Origin of the sequence: Alistipes sp. An66 (assembly GCF_002161445.1) — a bacterium.
Classification (GTDB): domain Bacteria; phylum Bacteroidota; class Bacteroidia; order Bacteroidales; family Rikenellaceae; genus Alistipes; species Alistipes cottocaccae.
Map to the genome: position 1 here is coordinate 90,640 of NZ_NFHT01000001.1, position 18,221 is coordinate 108,860.

The following is an 18,221-nucleotide window of genomic DNA, read 5'->3' on the forward strand; positions in this document are numbered from 1 at the left end:
GCCATGAAGGAAAACAACAAGCCCCGCACGGGCTCAAAATACAAGTGGGAGGTACTCGCACTGCTCTGGGTCGCCTATCTGCTCAATCAGGCGGATCGGCAGGTCTTCAACGTCGTGCTGCCGCTTATCCGCGAGGACCTGGGATTGAGCGACGTGGCCGTCGGCACGATCGCCACGATCTTCAACCTCTTCTATGCCGTACTGGTCCCGATCGGAGGCTTCATCGGCGACCGTTTCAGCCGCAAATGGATCGTGACGGCAAGCGTGCTCTTTTGGAGCGTCGCAACCATGTTCACGGGACTCTGCAACGGATTCCTGATGCTCGTCGTGATGCGCAGCGTCGCCACGGGCGGCGGCGAGGCCTTCTTCGGCCCGGCCAACTACTCGCTCATCGCCGACTACCACGACCGCACGCGCGCCTTCGCCATGTCGATCCATCAGACGGCCTATTATATCGGCATCATCATCAGCGGATACGCCGCCGGAGTCGTCGGAGAACTCTGGGGCTGGCGCAGCGCCTTCTACATCTTCGGCGCAATCGGCGTTCTGCACGGCATCATCATGGCCCTGCGCCTGCGCGACCGCAAGGCTCCCGCAACGGACACCAACGGAGAGAAGGCCCCGAAACCCCGTTTCGTCGAGGGCTTCCGCATCGTCTTCACAACCCCTACGGCGCTTATTCTGACGCTCTGTTTCTCGGGTCTGATCTTCGTGCTGACGGGTTATCTGACCTGGATGCCCACCTATCTCTACGAACGTTTCGACATGGATCTGGCCGCCGCGGGATTCCATTCGATGTTCTACACCCACCTGTTCGCCTTCGCGGGAATCCTGATCGCCGGGCGCGTCTCCGACCGGATCGGAGCGAAACATCCGGCAGGCCGGATGGCCATGCAGGGCATCGGCCTGCTGGTCGCCGTGCCGTTCATCGTGATGATGGGACACTCCGCGACGCTGTGGGTCATCTACCTCGGATTCGCCGGGTTCGGATTCGCCCGGGCCTTCTTCGACGCCAACACCTACACGGTCCTCTACGACGTCGTCCCCGAACGCTACCACTCCTCGGCCTCCGGCGTCATGATCATGACGGGATTCGCCATCGGCGCCCTGGCACCCGTCGTCCTGGGCGCCGTGAAGGAGGCTGCCGGACTCTCCTTCGGCATCACGATGCTCGCCGGCGTATGGCTCGTCTGCGGCGTGGCAATGCTTGCCGGAAGCAAGTGGTTCTACATGAAAAACTATAATCGTATCAAACATGGATAGCAATCAGAAAAACAGAAAAGCGAAGGCAGGATTGCTCCTGATCGCATCGCCCCGGTTCAAGAATCTGGGCGAAGGATTGCCGCACGGAACCTATGGGGAACGCAAGGCCATACAGGTGGAGGAGATTCTCGGAACGCTCGACTTCCTCGACGTCGTTTTCCCGGGTATCGTCTACGAACGGGAAGACGTCGGCCGCGCCATGGAGCGGTTCTATGCCGAAAAGGTGGACTTCGTCATCGCGGAGTTCCTCTCCTGGTCGGAGGATTTCGCCTGGATCCGCTTCCTGCGCGACATGCCCGAACTGCCGATGATCTTCGTCAACGTGGCCCGGGAGCGGATGGTCTTCCGCGACACACTCGACGAGGACGACTTCATCGAGTATCTCTGTTCCGGAACACTGGTCGGATCGCTCGAAGGCTCGGGGTCGCTGCCCCGCATCGGACGGAAACATGTCCGCATCGTCATGGGATCACGCGCCGAGGTGACCGAGCAGATCCGGACCTTCGCCGCCGCGGCCCGCGTGCGCAGTCTGCTGCGGCAGTCGAACCTCGGCCTGCTGGCCAACTACAACGAAGCGATGTGGTCCACCTATGTCGACCCCTACAACCTCTTCACGAAGATCGGACCGGAGATCCATTTCCTCCCCTACTCGACCTACGGCGAGGTCATCGACAGCGTGAGCGATGGCGCGCTCAACGCCTACTGCGACGAGCTGACCGACCGCTACCGGATGATGGACGACGTGGATCCCGAAAAGTTCCGCGCCTCGGTCCGCGCCTCGATCGGACTGGCTGAAATGGCCCGCATGTCCGACTCCGACATTCTGGTATTCAACGACATCGACCAGGCCATGTTCCAGCTGGTGGGACTGCGGGCCGGATTCTACCACCCGTGGTTCAACGAACACACCTCGATGCTCGTTCCCGAAGCCGACACGGGCGCCGGACTGATCTGCTACATCCTGAAACTGCTCTCCGGAAAGCACGTGAACTTCCTCGAACCCTTCCACATCGAATCCGAGTTCGGGACCTTCGCCGGAGGACACGCCGGGCCCAACGACCACAACGACCCCGCCTGGCAGCAGAACGTGGTCATCGCCCGCGACGTGCGGTTCGCCAAGACCAGCTACCGCTACGCCGGAGCGCCGTTCGCCTGGTACCGCATCTCCCCGGGGCGGAAGACCCTCGCACAGCTCATCGAGGAGAACGGCCGCTACAAACTCATCTGCGGCATGGCCGAATCGCTCCCCGGCGACCACATCCTGGCCACCTACTCGCACAGCATCTTCCGTCCGGAGATCCCCGTCGAGCGGTTCTTCGAACAGATCCTCCGCGTGGGCAGCACGCAGCATTTCGGCGTGGTCGACGGCGACTACCGCCGCGAACTGAAAGAGGTCGCCGCCCTGATGGACTTCGACTTCCACCCGATCGAATAAACACCGCATCATCCACAAAAAAATCCATAAAATTTCCAGATCATGAGCTTCATGTACAATCCGTACCCTTACGACGACCCGCGGGCCGTCAACAAGCCGGTACTCGCCCCCAAGACCATCGAATCCGTCACGGCCGGGACCCTGCAAGCGGCAGCCCGTCTCGCCCGGGAGTTCGCCGCAACGCTGAAAACCGCCCCCCGACGCAACCTCATCGTCGCATTCGACGGATACACCACGGCCGACTGGTCGCGGATGATCAACCTGCTCTCGCAGCAGCTCGGTCTCCTCGGCATCGAATTCGAAGCGGTGGATTTCGCCCGGGTCTACAAATCCGAAGAAGCGATCCACGAAATGGTCGACCCCTATCTGGAATGGGACCGCAAGAAAGACCCGACCCTGCTCTACGGACGGATCTTCCGGGGCGGCTTCGAAGCGATGTTCGACGCGGAAAAGATCGAAGCGTTCCGCTGCCGGCTCTCCGAGCTGCGCAGCGAGGTTCCGTGCGGCAAGGTGATCGCCGTCTACGGATACGGCTGTCTGATCGGCAGTCTGCGTCCGCTCTACGACGTGAAATGCTACTTCGACGTCACCCCCAAGGAGTCGATCCTGCGCATCCGCCGCGGTGAGTATGCCAACCTGGGCGACCGGACGGCCCGCCCGGCCAACCTCGTCATCCGCCGCTGCTACTACGTCGACTTCGAAATGGCCGTACACCTGCGCGGAGAGCTCGTGCAGCAGGGTGTGCTCGACTACTACGTCGCCTCCGACCACCACGACCGCATCCACCTGTTGCCGCGCGAGGCCATGGAGCAGATGCTCGGGGCCCTGGCCGCCTATCCGTTCCGCTGCAAGCCCGTCTATCTGGAAGGGGTCTGGGGCGGCACCTATGTCAAGCGGCTCCGCAACCTGCCCGACGCCATGCGCAACTGTGCGTGGGTCTTCGACCTGATCCCGATGGAGGTCAGCATCGTTGTCGAAGCCGGAGCCGAACGGGTCGAATTCCCCTTCTTCACCTTCGTACAGCGCGAGGGCGAGGCCATCATGGGCAACGCCTGCGTGAAAAAGTTCCACGGATACTTCCCCATCCGCTTCAACTACGACGACTCGTACCACAGCAACGGCAACATGTCGATCCAGGTCCACTCGGGAGCCCGCTACAACGAGGAGAACTTCGATGAACTGGGGCGTCAGGACGAAAGCTACTACGTGGTCGTGGCAGGGCACAACGCCCGCACGTTCGTCGGATTCCGCGACGATGCCGACACCGAGCAGTTCATCCGCGACATCAAACTCGCCGACACGGAGTACAAACCCGTCGACTACCTGAAATATGTCAACTACGAGGTCTCGAAACCCGGCTTGCAGGTCATGCTCCCGGCCGGAACGATCCACTCCTCGGGCCGCAACCAGGTGGTGTTGGAGATCGGCAGTCTGACGATCGGCTCCTACACCTACAAGCTCTACGACTACCTGCGCGCCGACCTCGACGGCAAACCCCGCCCGATCCACACCTGGCACGGCGAACGCAACCTCGCCTTCGAGCGCAAGGCTTCGTGGGTCCATGACCACATCGTGCAGCAGCCCCGCATCGCCCGTCAGGGCGACACCTGGACCGAATACATCGTCGGCGAGTGCGACATGCTCTACTTCTCGCTGCGCCGCCTCGAATTCGAGACCAGCATCGAGGACAACACGAACGGCAAGTTCCACGTGCTGACGCTCGTCGACGGCGAACGGATCCGCATCCGCTCGGTCGAACACCCCGAACGCCACTTCGACGCCGAATTCATGGACATGGTGGTCGTTCCCGCGGACATGGGACGCTACGTCATCGAGAACCTCCGCACGGAGCCGATCTGCGTGCACAAGACCATGCTCAAAGATGGATTCGACGCCGAATAACGGGAAATTGCTTTTCGACGTCGGAGGAACATTTCTCAAAGCCGTGATTGCCGATGGCGCGGGCGAGTTTCTCCCCGGGACGGAATACTCCGTTCCGATGCCGTCGGACGGGCCGCGCGAAGCGATCGAACAGGCACTCGTCACCGCCGCGGAGCAAGGCATACGCTCCGCGGCGGAGCGGGAGCTGCGGATCGGAGGGCTGGGAATCGCCTTCCCGGGGCCCTTCGACTTCGAGCACGGCATTCCGCTGATGTCGCACAAGTTCCGGAGCGTATACGGCATATCGCTGCTCGACCTGCTCCGCACCCGGACCGCCGTGGGGCCGTCGATGCCCGTCCTGTTCATGCACGACGTGAACGCCGCGATGCTGGGCGAAATGCGTTGCGGAAATGCCCGGGGCTTCGCCAACGCGGCGCTCATCTCCCTCGGGACGGGACTCGGATTCGCCTGCTGTCTCGACGGCCGGGTGCAGTACTCCCCGACCGGATCACCGCGGATCACCATTTACAAGACGCCCTTCCGCGACGGGATCCTCGAGGATTACGCCTCGAAACGCGCCTTCCTGCGGATCTACGGCGAGATAACGGGACGGGGCACGGAGCCGTCGCTCACGGTCGCCGATCTGGGACGCATGGCCGGCGAGGGCGACCCGGCAGCCCGGGAGACCTTTGCGACCGTAGGCCGCACATTGGGCGAGGCTCTCCGCGCACGGATCCTCGAAGAACGCATCGAGTGTCTGTTGCTGGGCGGCCAGATCTCCCGTTCGTACATCCACCTCGAACCGGGTCTGCGCAAAGGCCTGCATGGAGCAGAATGCCTGCGGCGCATCGCTCCGGCAGCCCATATCGGACACGCCGCCTTCTACGGGCTGCTCGCCCGTATCGACGATTTGCAGACGGAAGCCTGACACCTCCGGGACGCGGGGAATTTCCCGCGTCCCGGAGGTCGGGCGACTCCGCAGACCACAGGACAAACCAAATGCACAACCTATGAAAAACAACCTTTTCACGCCAATGATCCGTCGTATGGCCGCCATCTCGACGGTCCTGATTCTGTTCGCGGCCTGGAGCGCGGGCTGTTCGAAAGACGACACCGGAGAGAGCGGCATCCTCAACATTTCGGATGTCGTGCTGCCCGAACAGATCGACACCTCGGTCGGCGGCGAAATCGCTGTCTCCGGCAAGGGGTTCAAAACCGGGGATGTCATTCTGCTCCGTTCGGCGCTCGTCGGTTCGACGGAGTATACCGCTCCGACCGTACGGGTCTCCGCCTCGGAGATCGTCTTCACCGTCCCCGACGGCCTGACCAACGGAGAATACAAGGTCTACGTGCTGCGCAACGACCAGCGGCTGCTCCTCGGGCGTACGACCATCAACCTGCTCTCGGACGTTCCCGACCAGGCGGGCATGAACGTCAAGGGAATCGTCTCCTGCGGCGGACAGCCCGTTGCCGGCGTGGTCGTCTCGGACGGGACCGAAGTGACGAAAACGGATGCAAAAGGCATCTACTACCTCAACTCCGACAAGAAAAACGGATATGTCTTCATCTCGGTCCCGAGCGGTTACGAAGTGGAACATTCGGGAACGACTCCCCAGTTCTTCCGCTACCTGAACCAGCCGGCCTCGACGGTCGAACAGCGCGACTTCCCGCTCACGAAGCGCGACAACGACCGGCACCGCGTGGTGGTCTTCACGGATGTCCATCTGGCCAACCGCGTCTCGGACCGCAGCCAGTTCCAGAGCGGCTTCCTGCGCGAAATGACCGACTACCTGCAAAGCTGCCGTAAGGAGAACATCCCGATTTACGGCATCGCCCTCGGAGATCTGGCCTGGGACAGCTACTGGTACGACAACAACTACGATTTGAGCGACTATCAGAACGACCTCAAATCGCTCGATTTCCCCGTGTTCAGCGCACCGGGCAACCACGACAACGACCCGCAGATCGCCAACAACGACTTCGAAGCCGCGGCCCCCTTCCGCCAGATCGTCGGACCCACGGACTTCTCGTTCAACATCGGCGGCATCCACTACATCCTGCTCGACAACGTCGTCTATGAAAACCCCGACGGGATCAGCGGAACGCACAGCTACGCGGCCCGCATCGCGGACGAAAAACTCGAATGGCTGAAAAAGGACCTCGCAACGGTGGACAGGCAGACGCCGGTCTTCATCGGCATGCACATCCCGTTGCACACGACGCCGAAGCTCAATACGGCCGGGCAGCCGACCACGGAGTACAACATCGAGGCCGCCGAACAATTCGTGGCGTGTCTCGACGGCTACAACGTGAGCATCCTCTCGGGACACACCCACAACAATTTCAACGTCACGGAATCGGAATCCCTGCGCGAACACAACATCGCGGCCGTATGCGCCACGTGGTGGTGGACGGGACACACGGATTACGCCGGAAACCACATCTGCCGCGACGGATCGCCCGGCGGATACAAGATTTTCGAGGCCTCCGGACAACAGGTCGGCTGGTACTACAAGGGCATCGGCAAGGAGGCCTCCTACCAGTTCCGCACGTATGACCTGAACGAATGCCTGCTCGAAAAATCGGAGCTCTGTCCGTCGGCCAGCAACGCCGATTTCACGAAGTATGCCTGTGGCTACGATCAGAAGAACAGCAACAACGAAGTGCTCATCAACGTTTTCGACTGGGCCGACGACTGGAAGATCGAAGTGACGGATCTCTCGGACAATTCGAAACTGACAACGACCCGGGTCCGCACATACGACCCGCTGCACGTGCTCTCCTACAACATGCGCAAACTCGCCAAAGCCAGCACCCTGACCTTCCCGACCTCCTACACGGCCCACATGTTCAAGGTGAAGGCCCGCACGGCCTCATCATCGCTGCGGATCGTCGTGACCGACGGATTCGGGAAACAATACGAACAGGTCATGAGCCGTCCGAAGGCCCTCTCGTACGGAATGGAATAGATCCTCCGCTCCCGGTCATCGAAAAACGGACCCCGCAATATCGGGGTCCGTTTTTGATTCCGGCTCCGAGCAGACGCCCCGCCCGTTGCAGGCGGGGCGTCGCGGCACCTCTTCCGGGCGGAGCGTCACTTGCGGCGTTCGATCTCGTATTCCAGCTCGCCGCGGCTGTTCACCAGCGTGTAGTGCATCACCCCCTCGTCGAACGACAGCAGCCCGAACCCCGAATGCTCGCCCGCATACTGCGTCAGCGGACCCCGCTGCGGAGCCCGCTGCTTCGAGGCCGACGTATTCACCACGTAGTCGATGCTGTCCCGACCCGTGCGGATGTGCTGGAACGTGTGGATGTGTCCGCAGAAGTAGGCATCGACCCCGTTCCGGCGGAATACCTCCTCCAACCGGGCCCGCAGGTTCTCCTGCTCGATGTCGTCCTTCTTGTCGTAGGTGTACATCGGGTGGTGTCCCACCACGATCTTCCACCGCTCCGGCGATACGCGCAGCACGCTGTCGATCCACCGCACCTCGGCATCGGGATCCACCTCCTGCACGTCGGGGTACTGTGCCGGATCGTTCCGGTACTTGTCGATCAGCGGCGCCGTGTCGATGAAGAGGAAACGCACCCGCTCCGAATCCGGTTCATCGTCGTCCAGCGGAACCGACAGCGTATAGTAACGGTCCGGCATGTTCCAGCGGCGGCTCACCTCCGAATAATCCATCATCGCCTGCGTATTGCCGCGGTACTCGTGGTTGCCCAGCACCCCGTACCACGGACACTGCAACTCCCCGTGCGTGTAGATGCTCTCGAAGTTGCTCCACAGCAGCGGGTCTGCGGTCGACTGGATTCCCTGATAGTGGAACAGGTCCCCGCACGAGATCACGAACTCCGGACCCAGGGCGTCGGCATAGACCCCCATCCATTCGGCATTCAGGCGCTGGTCGTAGGAGCCGTTCCGGCCCGCATCGGCCAGCATCAGGATGTTCAACTCGCCGTCATAGGTTCCCTCGGCGGCCCTCTTTTCCGGCTCGGTCGATGCACACGACGCAAAGACCAATGCCAACAGCATAAAGCAGATCTTGTTCATACAAACAACGGTTAAAAAGTTTTTCCGACTGCAAAGATAGGCAATAATCGCATGCGCGGAATCCGGCCCGGCGAATTTAACGGATTTGCAACACCCTTGCAACCAGGATGTTGCAGAGCCATAAAAGCAAAGTAACAATCCCCCTCTACTTTTGCCGCTGAAATCGGATATCAAATTCAGTTCGTATGAAGAAACATTGCCTTCCCATCCTTTTCGCAGCGGTGCTGTGCGCATCCGCGCCGCTCCTGCTGACGGCAGCTCCCGTCGGCGAAACCGAAACCGATGCGGCCGCCGCCCTCGCTGCGGCTCCCCGCGGGTCGATCACCGGCGTCGTCCTCGACGACAGTCGCCACGCCATTCAGGGCGCCGTGGTCTACATCCGCGCACTGAATCTCGGCGCCGTCACGGCCGCCGACGGAAGTTTCTCCCTGCGCGGAGTCCCCGAAGGAAGGTACGACGTCTGCGTCAACTACGTGGGCTACGAGCAGATCTGCCAGAACTGCGACATCCGCAAGGAGCAGCCCCTGCACTGCGAATTCCTCCTCCACGAGGGAATGGCCATCGGCAACGTCGTCGTCTCGGGAATCGTCGAGGGACAGCGCCGCGCCCTCTCCATCCAGAAGAACAACGACGGCGTGAGCAACATCGTCGCCGCCGACCAGATGAGCCGCTTCGCCGACGCCAACATCGGCGACGCCATGAAGCGTATCCCCGGCATCAACGTCCAGTACGACCAGGGCGAGGCGCGTTTCGGGCAGGTCCGCGGCACGGCCCCCGACCTCACCTCCGTGACGCTCAACGGCAACCGCCTCCCCTCGGCCGAGGGCGACTCCCGCGCCGCACAGCTGGACCTCATCCCGACGGACATGATTCAGACCATCGAGGTCCACAAGGTCGTCACGGCCGACATGGACGGCGATGCGATCGGCGGAGCGGTGAACCTTGTGACGAAAAACTCACCCTATCGCCAGACCGGAACCGCTACGGCCGGAGTCGGCTACAACCCCATTTCGCAGCGTGTCACCTTCAACGGCTCGGCAAGTTGGGGCTCGCGCTTCTTCAAGGACAGGCTGGGCGTCATGGCGTCGCTCGCCTACCACAACAACCCGATCGGATCGGACAACATCGAGGCCACCTGGAAGGAGGACGAGGCCGGCAACGCTTATGTCGACGAGTTCGAGATCCGGCAGTACTACGTCCACCGCGAACGCCAGAGCTACTCGCTCTCGCTCGACTGGAAATTCAACGAGAACCACAAGATCGAGCTCCGCGGCATGTACAACCGCCGCAACGACTGGGAGAATCGCTACCGCCTGACCTACAAGGACATTACGCCCGAGGCGGACGGTACGGCCACGGCCTACCTGCGGCGCCAGACCAAAGGCGGATCGCCCGACAACAAGTTCGCACGCCTCGAACGCCAGCAGACCGCCGACATCGCCCTCTCGGGAGAGCACAACCTCGGCTGGCTCGGCGTCGAGTGGGGCTTCGACTACGCCCGCGCCTCGGAGGAGCGTCCCAACGAGCGGTACATCGGGCTGGAAAGCGACGAGGACAACCCGATCCGCTTCGATGTCGACCTCTCCGACGAACGCGAACCGCGCTTCACGCCGGCCGACCCCTCGCTCATGGATCTCAACACGACGAACTTCATCAAGCTCGACGAGTTGACCGAGTCGTTCAGCGAGATCGAGGAGAACGAATACAAGGCCCATATCGACCTCCGGGCCCGCCTCTTCACCGGGACCTTCGCCGGAACGCTCCGCGCCGGATACAAGTATCAGGACAAGGAGAAGTCGAAACTGATCACCTTCTACGACGTGGAGCCCGCCGACGAGGCTTCGTTCCTCGCCCGGGCCATGAGCGCCGGCAACACCTTCGACGCCACGCGCAGGAACTTCTACGCCGGAGACTACGTCGTCGGGGATTTCGTCAGCAAACAGTACCTCTCGCATCTCGACTTCTCCGACGCCGCACAGTTCAGCCGCACGCGCAACCCGATGGAGGAGGCCGAGAACTACACCGGAAAGGAGACCATTCACGCCGCCTACCTGCGCTATGACCAGCAGTTCGGCAACCGGCTGAAACTCATCGCCGGACTCCGCCTCGAACACACCGTCTACGACTACACCGGAAACGCCCTCCACGTGGATGCCGACGAGGAGAACATCACCTCGACACCGACCTCCCGCAAGAACGATACGGACAACTGGCTCCCCTCCGTGCTGCTCAAATACGAACCCGTGGACAACATGGTGCTGCGCGCCAGCTTCACCACGACGCTCGCCCGTCCGAAATTCCGCCAGATGGTCCCCGGCGACCGCGTGAACCTCGCCGACGAGGAGTACACGATGGGCAACCCCGACCTGCGCAACACCGTCTCGAACAACTGCGACCTGATGTTCGAATACTACTTCAAGTCGATCGGTCTGGTCTCGGCCGGCGTCTACTACAAGGAGATCTCCGACTTCATCGTCGACGCCATGATCGAGGACCAGACGATCGGCGGAACCGAATTCAAGGAGCTCTACAAGGCCGTCAATGCCGGCGACGCCATGCTCTTCGGCATCGAAGCGGCCTTCCAGCGCGACCTGGGATTCATCTCCCCCACCTTGAAGAACTTCGGCATCTATGCCAACTACACCTACAACCGCTCGAAGGTTACGCGCCTGACCGACCCGATCTTCGCCGGGCGCAGCGCCGATGACATCCAGTTGCCCGGAACCCCCGAGCATACGGTCAACGCCTCGCTCTACTTCGAGAACAGGCGCCTCACGGCAACCCTCTCGTACAACTACGCCAGCTCGTTCCTCGACAACGAGGAGATGGGTATGACCCCCTTCACCGACCGCTACTACGACAGCGTCAACTACCTCGACGCCAACGTCTCGGTCCGCGCCTCGAAGCACATCTCGATCTTCGCCGAGGTGGGCAACCTGCTGAACCAGCCCCTGCGTTACTATCAGGGAACGAAGGACCGCGTGAAGCAGGCCGAGTACTACGGCATCCGCTGCTCGCTCGGCGCCAGGGTGCGCTTCTGACATCCGGAAGGCGGAGCGGCTGTGCCCCGAAGCCGCATCCGTGCGGAAAGGCGGTTCGGATTCAAATCCGAACCGTCTTTTTCCGGCAGATCCGCCTGCCGGAAAAAGCGGACTGAATCGGAGTGCGGAGCGCGATCGAGTGAACCGCGGATTTGGTTCGGAACGCCCAAAATGCTAACTTTGCCATCGTGCCGCGCAGACCCCGCCCCCGGCCGGGTCCCGGCCGGCCGAAACCGTTCACAGAAACCGACCATGAAACGATCCCCGCTCCGTTCCGCCGCCGTCGCGACAGGGCTCGCAACGGCCCTCGTCCTGGCAGCCTGCACCCCGGACACCAGCGTCTCCTCCCCCGACGGGAGGATCCGCGCCACCGTCACCCTGAATGAGGCCGGAAGCCCCGCCTGGCAGGTCGAGGTCGACGGCCGGCCGCTCATCGCACCGTCGCGGCTCGGACTCGAAGCCCGCGAAGCGAACCTCGCCGACGGCTTCTCGATCGAACGGGTCGCACGCGACCGCCGCGACGAAACCTGGACCCAACCCTGGGGCGAAAACAAAATCCTCCGCGACCGGCACCGCGAAATGGCCGTCGAGATGCGCAACCCCGAAGGCATCGTCCTCACCCTGCGCGTGCGGGCCTTCGACGACGGCGTGGGATTCCGATACGAATACCGGACTCCGGCCGACTCGCTCCGCATCACGGACGAACGGACCGCCTTCCGCTTCGCGCAGGACGGGCTCTCGTGGAGCATCGACGGGAACTACGACACCTACGAACTCCCCTACCGCGAACTCCCCGTATCGGCTGTCGAACGGGCCAACACACCCTTCACCTTCCGCATCGGCAGCCTCTACGGCTCGATTCACGAAGCCGCCCTCTACGACTACCCCGAAATCCACCTCGTGCGGCAGGATTCGCTCCTCTTCAAGGCCGAGCCGGCCCCGCTGCCCGACGGCGTGAAGGCCCGTCTCGCAGGCTCCTTCACCACCCCCTGGCGGACGCTGCAAATCGGCGACCGGGCCGTCGACCTGATCAACTCGGCGCTGATCCTCCACCTCAACGAACCCTCGAAAATCGCCGACACATCGTGGATCCGCCCCCAGAAGTACGTCGGCGTCTGGTGGGGCATGCACCTCGGCACGCAGGTCTGGACCATGGGACCCCGCCACGGCGCAACGACCGAAAACGCCATCCGCCACATCGACTTCGCCGCGGCAAACAACATCCAGGGCGTGCTGTTCGAGGGATGGAACCGCGGCTGGGAGAACTGGGGCGGGAACCAGCAGTTCGACTACGTGGAGCCCTATGCCGACTTCGATCTGGAACGCATCGCCCGCTACGCCGCCGAGAAAGGGGTCGAACTCTGGATGCACAACGAGACCGGAGGCAACATCCCCGATTACGAGGCAAACATGGAGCGGGCCATGCATCGCTACGCCGAACTCGGCGTCCACACCCTCAAAACGGGGTATGCCGGCGGCTTCCGGGGCGGATACCTCCACCATTCGCAGTACGGCGTGCAGCACTACCAGCGCGTCGTGGAGCTGGCGGCGAAGTACCGCATCATGCTCGACGTCCACGAACCGATCAAGGAGACCGGCATCCGCCGCACGTGGCCCAACATGATGACCCGCGAAGGGGCCCGCGGCATGGAGTGGAACGCCTGGTCGGAAGGCAACTCCGCGGAGTATCTCTGCACGCTTCCGTTCGTGCGGCTGTTGAGCGGACCGATGGACTACACGCCGGGAATCTTCGACATCTACTACGAACGGGCAAAAAACGATCCCGGCCGTATCCAGTGGAACGGCGACAACTCCCGCTGCGAAATCAAAACCACGCTCGCCCGACAAATCGCCAACTGGGTCATCATCTACTCTCCCTTGCAGATGGCCGCCGACCTGATCGAGAACTACGAGGGACATCCGGCCTTCCGCTTCTTCCGCGACTTCGACGCCGACTGCGACTGGTCCGAGGCGCTGCAAGGCGAAATCGGCGATTATATTGTCGTGGCACGACGTGCCGGCGACCGCTTCTTCCTCGGCGCCGGGACCAACGGCGAAGCCCGGGCCATCGTACAGCCGCTCGACTTTCTCCGTCCCGGCGTGGCCTACACGGCCCGGATCTACGCCGACGACCCCGACTCCCCGCTGCGGACGGCCTGCCGGATCGAGGAGCGGAGGCTCTCCGCCGCAGACTCCCTGCGGATCGAGATGCTCCAGGCCGGCGGTTGCGCCGTATCTTTCGAACCCGTCGGCGAATAGCCGCAGACGGGATGCCCGTACAAACAGGAGCGGCGGTCCGGAATCTTCCGGACCGCCGCTCCTGCCGCAGGAAGGCCGTTACGCGGGCTCTTCTCCGGCCGCCTTCGCCTCCTGTTCGGAGTCGTGCGAGAAAGGTACCGTCCACGTCAGGATGAACGCCGGAACGGTGGCCAGCAGCGACCACAGGAAGAAAGCCCGGTAGCCCACGGCATCGCTGATCACACCGCTGATCATCCCCGGCAGCATCACGCCCAGGTTGGCCAGCGCCGTACCGAAGGCGTAGTGGGCCATCTGGTGCTTGCCCGGGGCGACCTGCTGCATGATGAAGAGCGTCAGCCCGACATACCCGAACCCGTAGCTGAAATACTCGAAGACGATGGCCCCGCAGACCAGCACCGGGCTGGAAGGCTGCAACCACGCCAGCAGCGCATAGACCGCAAACGGCACGTTGAAGATGCAGCACAGCGGGAAGAGCGCCCGGCGAAGCCCGCGCCACGAGATGAAATATCCGCCCAGAATCGACCCGATGACGAAGGCCGCCACGCCGAACGTCCCGTAATAGAGGCCGATCTGGCTCTTGGTCAGCGCCAGACCCTGATCGGCGACCGGCGATTTGAGGAACAGCGGCACGATCTTGATGACGAGCCCTTCGGCAAAACGGTAGAAGACGATCCACGCGATATAGATCCAGATGTAGCGCTTCTGGAAGAAGAGCCGGAAGACCGACCAGGTTTCGCGCATCGTCTCATGGAAGCTGCGGCCGGCCTGCGTCGTGGCCGCGCCCCCCGACGGAAGGATCCGCGAGTGGTAGACTCCCAGCCCGAACAGCAGGGCTCCGCTCGCCCCCATGATGATCATCCAGGCATAGAGCGCCCCGAAATGCGCATCCAGCACACCGGCCAGGTAAACGAGACCCCCCATCGCGGTCACCTTGGCGATGTTGTAGAAGGCGCCCTGCCAGCCGATGTACTGCGCCTGCTGCGTCGGCGTAAGTTCGTGGATATAGAGGCCGTCGAGCGCGATGTCGTGCGTCGAACCGCTGAACGCCAGCACAGCCATGACCGCCACCACATAGGGGAAAAAGTCCGGCAGAGGCAGCGCCATAGCCACCAGCGCCAGCGACACGCCCGAAAGCAGCTGTGTCGTGACGACGAAGAACTTCTTCGTGCGGTACATCTCCAACAACGGACTCCAAAAGGGTTTGAGCGACCACGGAAGGATCAGCAGCGAGGTCCAGAAGGCGACCTGTGCATCGCTGATGCCGAAGTCGTTGAACATGATCGGGGCCACCAGATTGAGCATGATGAACGGCAACCCCATCGCAAAGTAGGCCGTCGGAACCCACGCAAGCGGGGATACTTTTTTTCGGGTCATAAAGGTTTGTTTCGGGTCGTACAATTTTCGACCGATAAAAGTAGCCAAAAAAAGCATTCGCGCAAAATGCCGACCGGAGAATCCGCCCGAACCGGGTCCCGGCACCGGAAAAACGGAACCGCCCGGCGGAGCCGGAAGCAAAAGCTCCCGCTCCGGCCGGGCGGATTCACAGAACCCGTTCAATCGCCGTTATTTGATCAGCTCCACCAGCGCATAGGAGTCGCTGCGGGGTTTCGGCTGTTCGAGCACGAGGTGCAGGTAGATGTCGCCGAGAAGCTTCTCCGAAGGCTTGACCGCCAGCGGAACCTCCACCGTCGGATGCGTCCGGCCGATCGTCGCATCCGGCTCCGCAACGGCCTGGACAAAACCGCCGCCGTTCAACTGGACCTTTTTCAGCACGACGGAATCAGCACCCTGCGTCCAGCGGATCCGCACCCCGCGGATCTCGTTGAAGACCAGTGGGTCGATGATGTAAACGAAGCGTGTGGTGCTGTCTTTCAGCTCGATCGGCGACCAGCCCGAAAGTTCCGCATCCCGACGTCCGTTGAGATTGCGGTTGATGTCGCGCGTCTCCGCCACCAGCGCCCGGGCAGCCGCAACCGGATCGGCATACGCCTCGACGGGCGACACGCCCCGCTGCTCCTCGGCAAACTTGTACTCCCAGGCGTCGAAGTCGAACGGAACGCCCGTCTTCTTCGAATCGAAATAGTGCTGCCAGCGCGGAAGGTAGTAGTCGCGGATCAACCCCGACCAGATGCGGCAGCCGTAATCGTTCAATCCGTCGGGACCCTTGCCCGGACCCCAGATCGTAATCAGGCGGCGGGCATTCGTCTCGTATTCGTCGCACTGCGCCGGAGTCGCACCCCATGCGCGGGCGAAGTCAATCCACCGTTCGAGCCGCAGATTCGGACAGGATTCCAGGAAACGGTCGGCGCGCAGCATCAGGTCGGCGAAACGCCGCTCGTACTCCGCGGCCAGCTCCTTCTGTCCCAGAATGTAGCAGCGGTGGATCTGTTCGGCCAGAATGTCGGCCTTGCCGAAGGCATAGAAGCCCGCCCACATGGCCAGATCTTCGAGGTAGGCCGCATTGCCGCCCAGCTCCCCGGCCGCCGCAACGAACGACTCGATCGCCGCGAAGTGGTCCGGGCTGATGTCGTAACGCCCGCCCGTCATGTCATAGGGCCGCTTCTGGATCCGGTACTGCGCCCGGTTCGAGCAGATGCCGTGCGACGAGCGCAGCATCCCCTCCCAGAACGCCTCCAACTCCGCCGGGCACGCTCCGTAACGCAGTTCGGTATAGTGTTTCAGCCACTCGCGGACGGAAAGTTCCCGATCCGACCACGCTGCGTCGCAGATCGCCTCGTAGAGCACCTCGTTGTTCTCGACACCCTCCGGCGCCGTGCCGTAGCCCATCAAATTGCCCCGGTTCGGCGAGTTCAGCGCACGCAGGTGTCCGTTCAGATAGAAGTCGATGTCGCCGATCGGGCACGTGCGCCCTCCGAAATTCGGAACCGTGCTGTACACCCAGTGCTTGCCGTAGATCTTCGGCGCGTAGTTCCACGTATATTCGTTGCGCCAGATGCCGTAGTTGAAGTCGACGCTCAAATCCAGCAGCAGCACCTTGTCGTCGGGAAGTTCCGAGAAGAGCGCCTCGATGCTCTCCGGATCCCAGATGTAGCGCTGGTACCCGAACATCCACCCTTGAAGGACCCAAACCGCGTCGGGATTGACCGCATGGATCGACTCGTAGATCGCATCCCCGTAGGCGGCAATCTGACCGAAGCGCTCCTTCGTGCCGCGTTTCGCAAAGGGAACCTTCATCTCGTTGAAGCTGTCGGCCAGGTAGTATTTCCCCTTTCCGAACTCCCGCTCCCACTCCCGGATGTATTTGGCCGCAATGGTGCGGAACAGATCCGTCTCGGGCGAAATGAAGTGCGAAACATAGTACTCGCCACCGCCCCAGCCCGTCTTGAAGAGCTCGACGTCCGGATAGAGCCGCTGGATGCTCTCGGGAACGAAACCCGCGAAGGCATTGTAGATCGGCGTCATGCCCAGTTCGTTCATCCGGTCGACGATCCGGTGCTGCAAGGCGATCGTCTCGTCGTAATACTCCTGCGTCAGCGGACCGTCCAGCCGGCTCATGTTCCCCATGCGGAACCACGGAAAGTGGGCCGGACCCGTCACGAATTCGCCGATCTCCTCCTCCGTAAGCCCCATCTCGCGCCACACACGGGCGAAAATCGCCTCGCTGCCGATCGGAGCCAGCGGCATGTCGAAGCCGTGGAGCGCCATCCAGTCCAGTTCGCGCTCCCAGTCCGACCATTTCTTATAGGGATGCGTATACCCGAAGGTACAGGTGTTCATGTAGTAGCGGTGCCGGAACGGCGACACCACGGTGCGGAGCTCCTGATCCGGGAAGCGTTTCGGAAGCCGCACCGTATTCGCCGACCACGTAACGAGCCCGTAGCCGTTCTCCTTCACGTAGTCGTAGAATCCCCGGCAGACGGCAACGGGAGTGCTGCCGCGCACGATCAGACGTCCCTGCGACGCCTCGGTCGAGAAGTAATCACGGCCGGCGGAATCGCGGCCCGTCACCTCCAGCACAAGGTTCTTCGGCACATAGCCCAACGTACGCCCGATGACCGCCCGGGCCGCCTGGTCCGGACGCTGCGCCGCCGACGTCGCACCCGAACTCTCCGTCAGGGAGATCCCGGCGAAAAGCAGCGCGAACAAAAATTTTTTTCCTCTCATTATTGTTTCAGTTTGGTTGAATGACGTATCTTTGATCCGCCGGGGATGCCGCCGCACGCCCCTTCCGGCAAGACAAAGATAGGCAACGCCTTTGAGGCCCAACGACAAATTTGTACACATTCACGCGAATCGCGGCCATACGACGCCCGAATCCGCAGGCGAAAAGTCC

At 62.2% G+C, this 18,221-nt stretch carries 10 protein-coding genes; 7 read left to right on the forward strand and 3 right to left on the reverse strand.

The window, feature by feature from the left end; all coding sequences use genetic code 11:
* Positions 1–3: 3 nt before the first annotated feature.
* The 5 genes from B5G16_RS00360 to B5G16_RS00380 all read left to right on the forward strand — a co-directional run bounded on the left by B5G16_RS00360 (position 4) and on the right by B5G16_RS00380 (position 7,548).
* Positions 4–1,263: an MFS transporter gene (locus B5G16_RS00360; protein ID WP_087259956.1), complete on the forward strand. Its 1,260-nt coding sequence runs from the start codon at positions 4–6 to the stop codon at positions 1,261–1,263.
* Positions 1,256–2,698: a hypothetical protein gene (locus tag B5G16_RS00365; protein WP_087259958.1), complete on the forward strand. Its 1,443-nt coding sequence runs from the start codon at positions 1,256–1,258 to the stop codon at positions 2,696–2,698. The genes B5G16_RS00360 and B5G16_RS00365 overlap by 8 nt, the downstream gene beginning before the upstream one ends.
* 42 nt (positions 2,699–2,740) lie before the next feature.
* Complete coding sequence (locus tag B5G16_RS00370; protein ID WP_239405898.1) at positions 2,741–4,600, forward strand: class I mannose-6-phosphate isomerase; 1,860 nt, start codon at positions 2,741–2,743, stop codon at positions 4,598–4,600.
* Complete coding sequence (locus B5G16_RS00375; protein WP_087259962.1) at positions 4,581–5,507, forward strand: ROK family protein; 927 nt, start codon at positions 4,581–4,583, stop codon at positions 5,505–5,507. The genes B5G16_RS00370 and B5G16_RS00375 overlap by 20 nt, the downstream gene beginning before the upstream one ends.
* An 82-nt stretch (positions 5,508–5,589) precedes the next feature.
* Positions 5,590–7,548 (forward strand): calcineurin-like phosphoesterase C-terminal domain-containing protein, encoded by a 1,959-nt coding sequence (locus B5G16_RS00380; RefSeq protein WP_162611991.1) that lies wholly within the window; start codon positions 5,590–5,592, stop codon positions 7,546–7,548.
* Between the two features lie 125 nt (positions 7,549–7,673).
* Here the strand turns inward: B5G16_RS00380 and B5G16_RS00385 are convergent, their stop codons facing one another.
* A complete protein-coding gene (locus B5G16_RS00385) occupies positions 7,674–8,627 on the reverse strand; it encodes a metallophosphoesterase (RefSeq protein WP_162611992.1) in 954 nt (317 codons plus the stop codon).
* Positions 8,628–8,812: 185 nt separating this feature from the next.
* Here B5G16_RS00385 and B5G16_RS00390 point away from each other — a divergent pair, with 185 nt between their 5' ends.
* Positions 8,813–11,668, forward strand: coding sequence for a TonB-dependent receptor (locus B5G16_RS00390; RefSeq protein ID WP_087259968.1), 2,856 nt, complete (start codon positions 8,813–8,815; stop codon positions 11,666–11,668).
* A gap of 252 nt (positions 11,669–11,920) precedes the next feature.
* Positions 11,921–13,927 carry a glycoside hydrolase family 97 protein gene (locus B5G16_RS00395; RefSeq protein WP_087259970.1) on the forward strand — a complete coding sequence of 669 codons (2,007 nt, stop codon included), beginning with the start codon at positions 11,921–11,923 and terminating at the stop codon, positions 13,925–13,927.
* A gap of 78 nt (positions 13,928–14,005) precedes the next feature.
* On the opposite strand, the gene B5G16_RS00400 is transcribed toward B5G16_RS00395, so the two are convergent.
* Both B5G16_RS00400 and B5G16_RS00405 read right to left on the reverse strand, forming a co-directional pair.
* The gene (locus B5G16_RS00400) at positions 14,006–15,301 is read right to left on the reverse strand and encodes an MFS transporter (RefSeq protein WP_087259972.1); all 1,296 of its coding nucleotides are present in this window, start codon (positions 15,299–15,301) and stop codon (positions 14,006–14,008) included.
* Between the two features lie 189 nt (positions 15,302–15,490).
* The gene (locus B5G16_RS00405) at positions 15,491–18,052 is read right to left on the reverse strand and encodes an alpha-N-acetylglucosaminidase (protein WP_162611993.1); all 2,562 of its coding nucleotides are present in this window, start codon (positions 18,050–18,052) and stop codon (positions 15,491–15,493) included.
* Positions 18,053–18,221: the final 169 nt, after the last annotated feature.

Bases quoted from the DNA above. Each gene is read 5' to 3' on its own strand.
- B5G16_RS00380 (WP_162611991.1), top strand. From the start codon at position 5,590: ATGAAAAACAACCTTTTCACGCCAATGATCCGTCGTATGGCCGCCATC.
- B5G16_RS00400 (WP_087259972.1), bottom strand. From the start codon at position 15,301: ATGACCCGAAAAAAAGTATCCCCGCTTGCGTGGGTTCCGACGGCCTAC.
- B5G16_RS00390 (WP_087259968.1), top strand. From the start codon at position 8,813: ATGAAGAAACATTGCCTTCCCATCCTTTTCGCAGCGGTGCTGTGCGCA.
- B5G16_RS00370 (WP_239405898.1), top strand. From the start codon at position 2,741: ATGAGCTTCATGTACAATCCGTACCCTTACGACGACCCGCGGGCCGTC.
- B5G16_RS00395 (WP_087259970.1), top strand. From the start codon at position 11,921: ATGAAACGATCCCCGCTCCGTTCCGCCGCCGTCGCGACAGGGCTCGCA.
- B5G16_RS00365 (WP_087259958.1), top strand. From the start codon at position 1,256: ATGGATAGCAATCAGAAAAACAGAAAAGCGAAGGCAGGATTGCTCCTG.
- B5G16_RS00375 (WP_087259962.1), top strand. From the start codon at position 4,581: ATGGATTCGACGCCGAATAACGGGAAATTGCTTTTCGACGTCGGAGGA.
- B5G16_RS00360 (WP_087259956.1), top strand. From the start codon at position 4: ATGAAGGAAAACAACAAGCCCCGCACGGGCTCAAAATACAAGTGGGAG.
- B5G16_RS00405 (WP_162611993.1), bottom strand. From the start codon at position 18,052: ATGAGAGGAAAAAAATTTTTGTTCGCGCTGCTTTTCGCCGGGATCTCC.
- B5G16_RS00385 (WP_162611992.1), bottom strand. From the start codon at position 8,627: ATGAACAAGATCTGCTTTATGCTGTTGGCATTGGTCTTTGCGTCGTGT.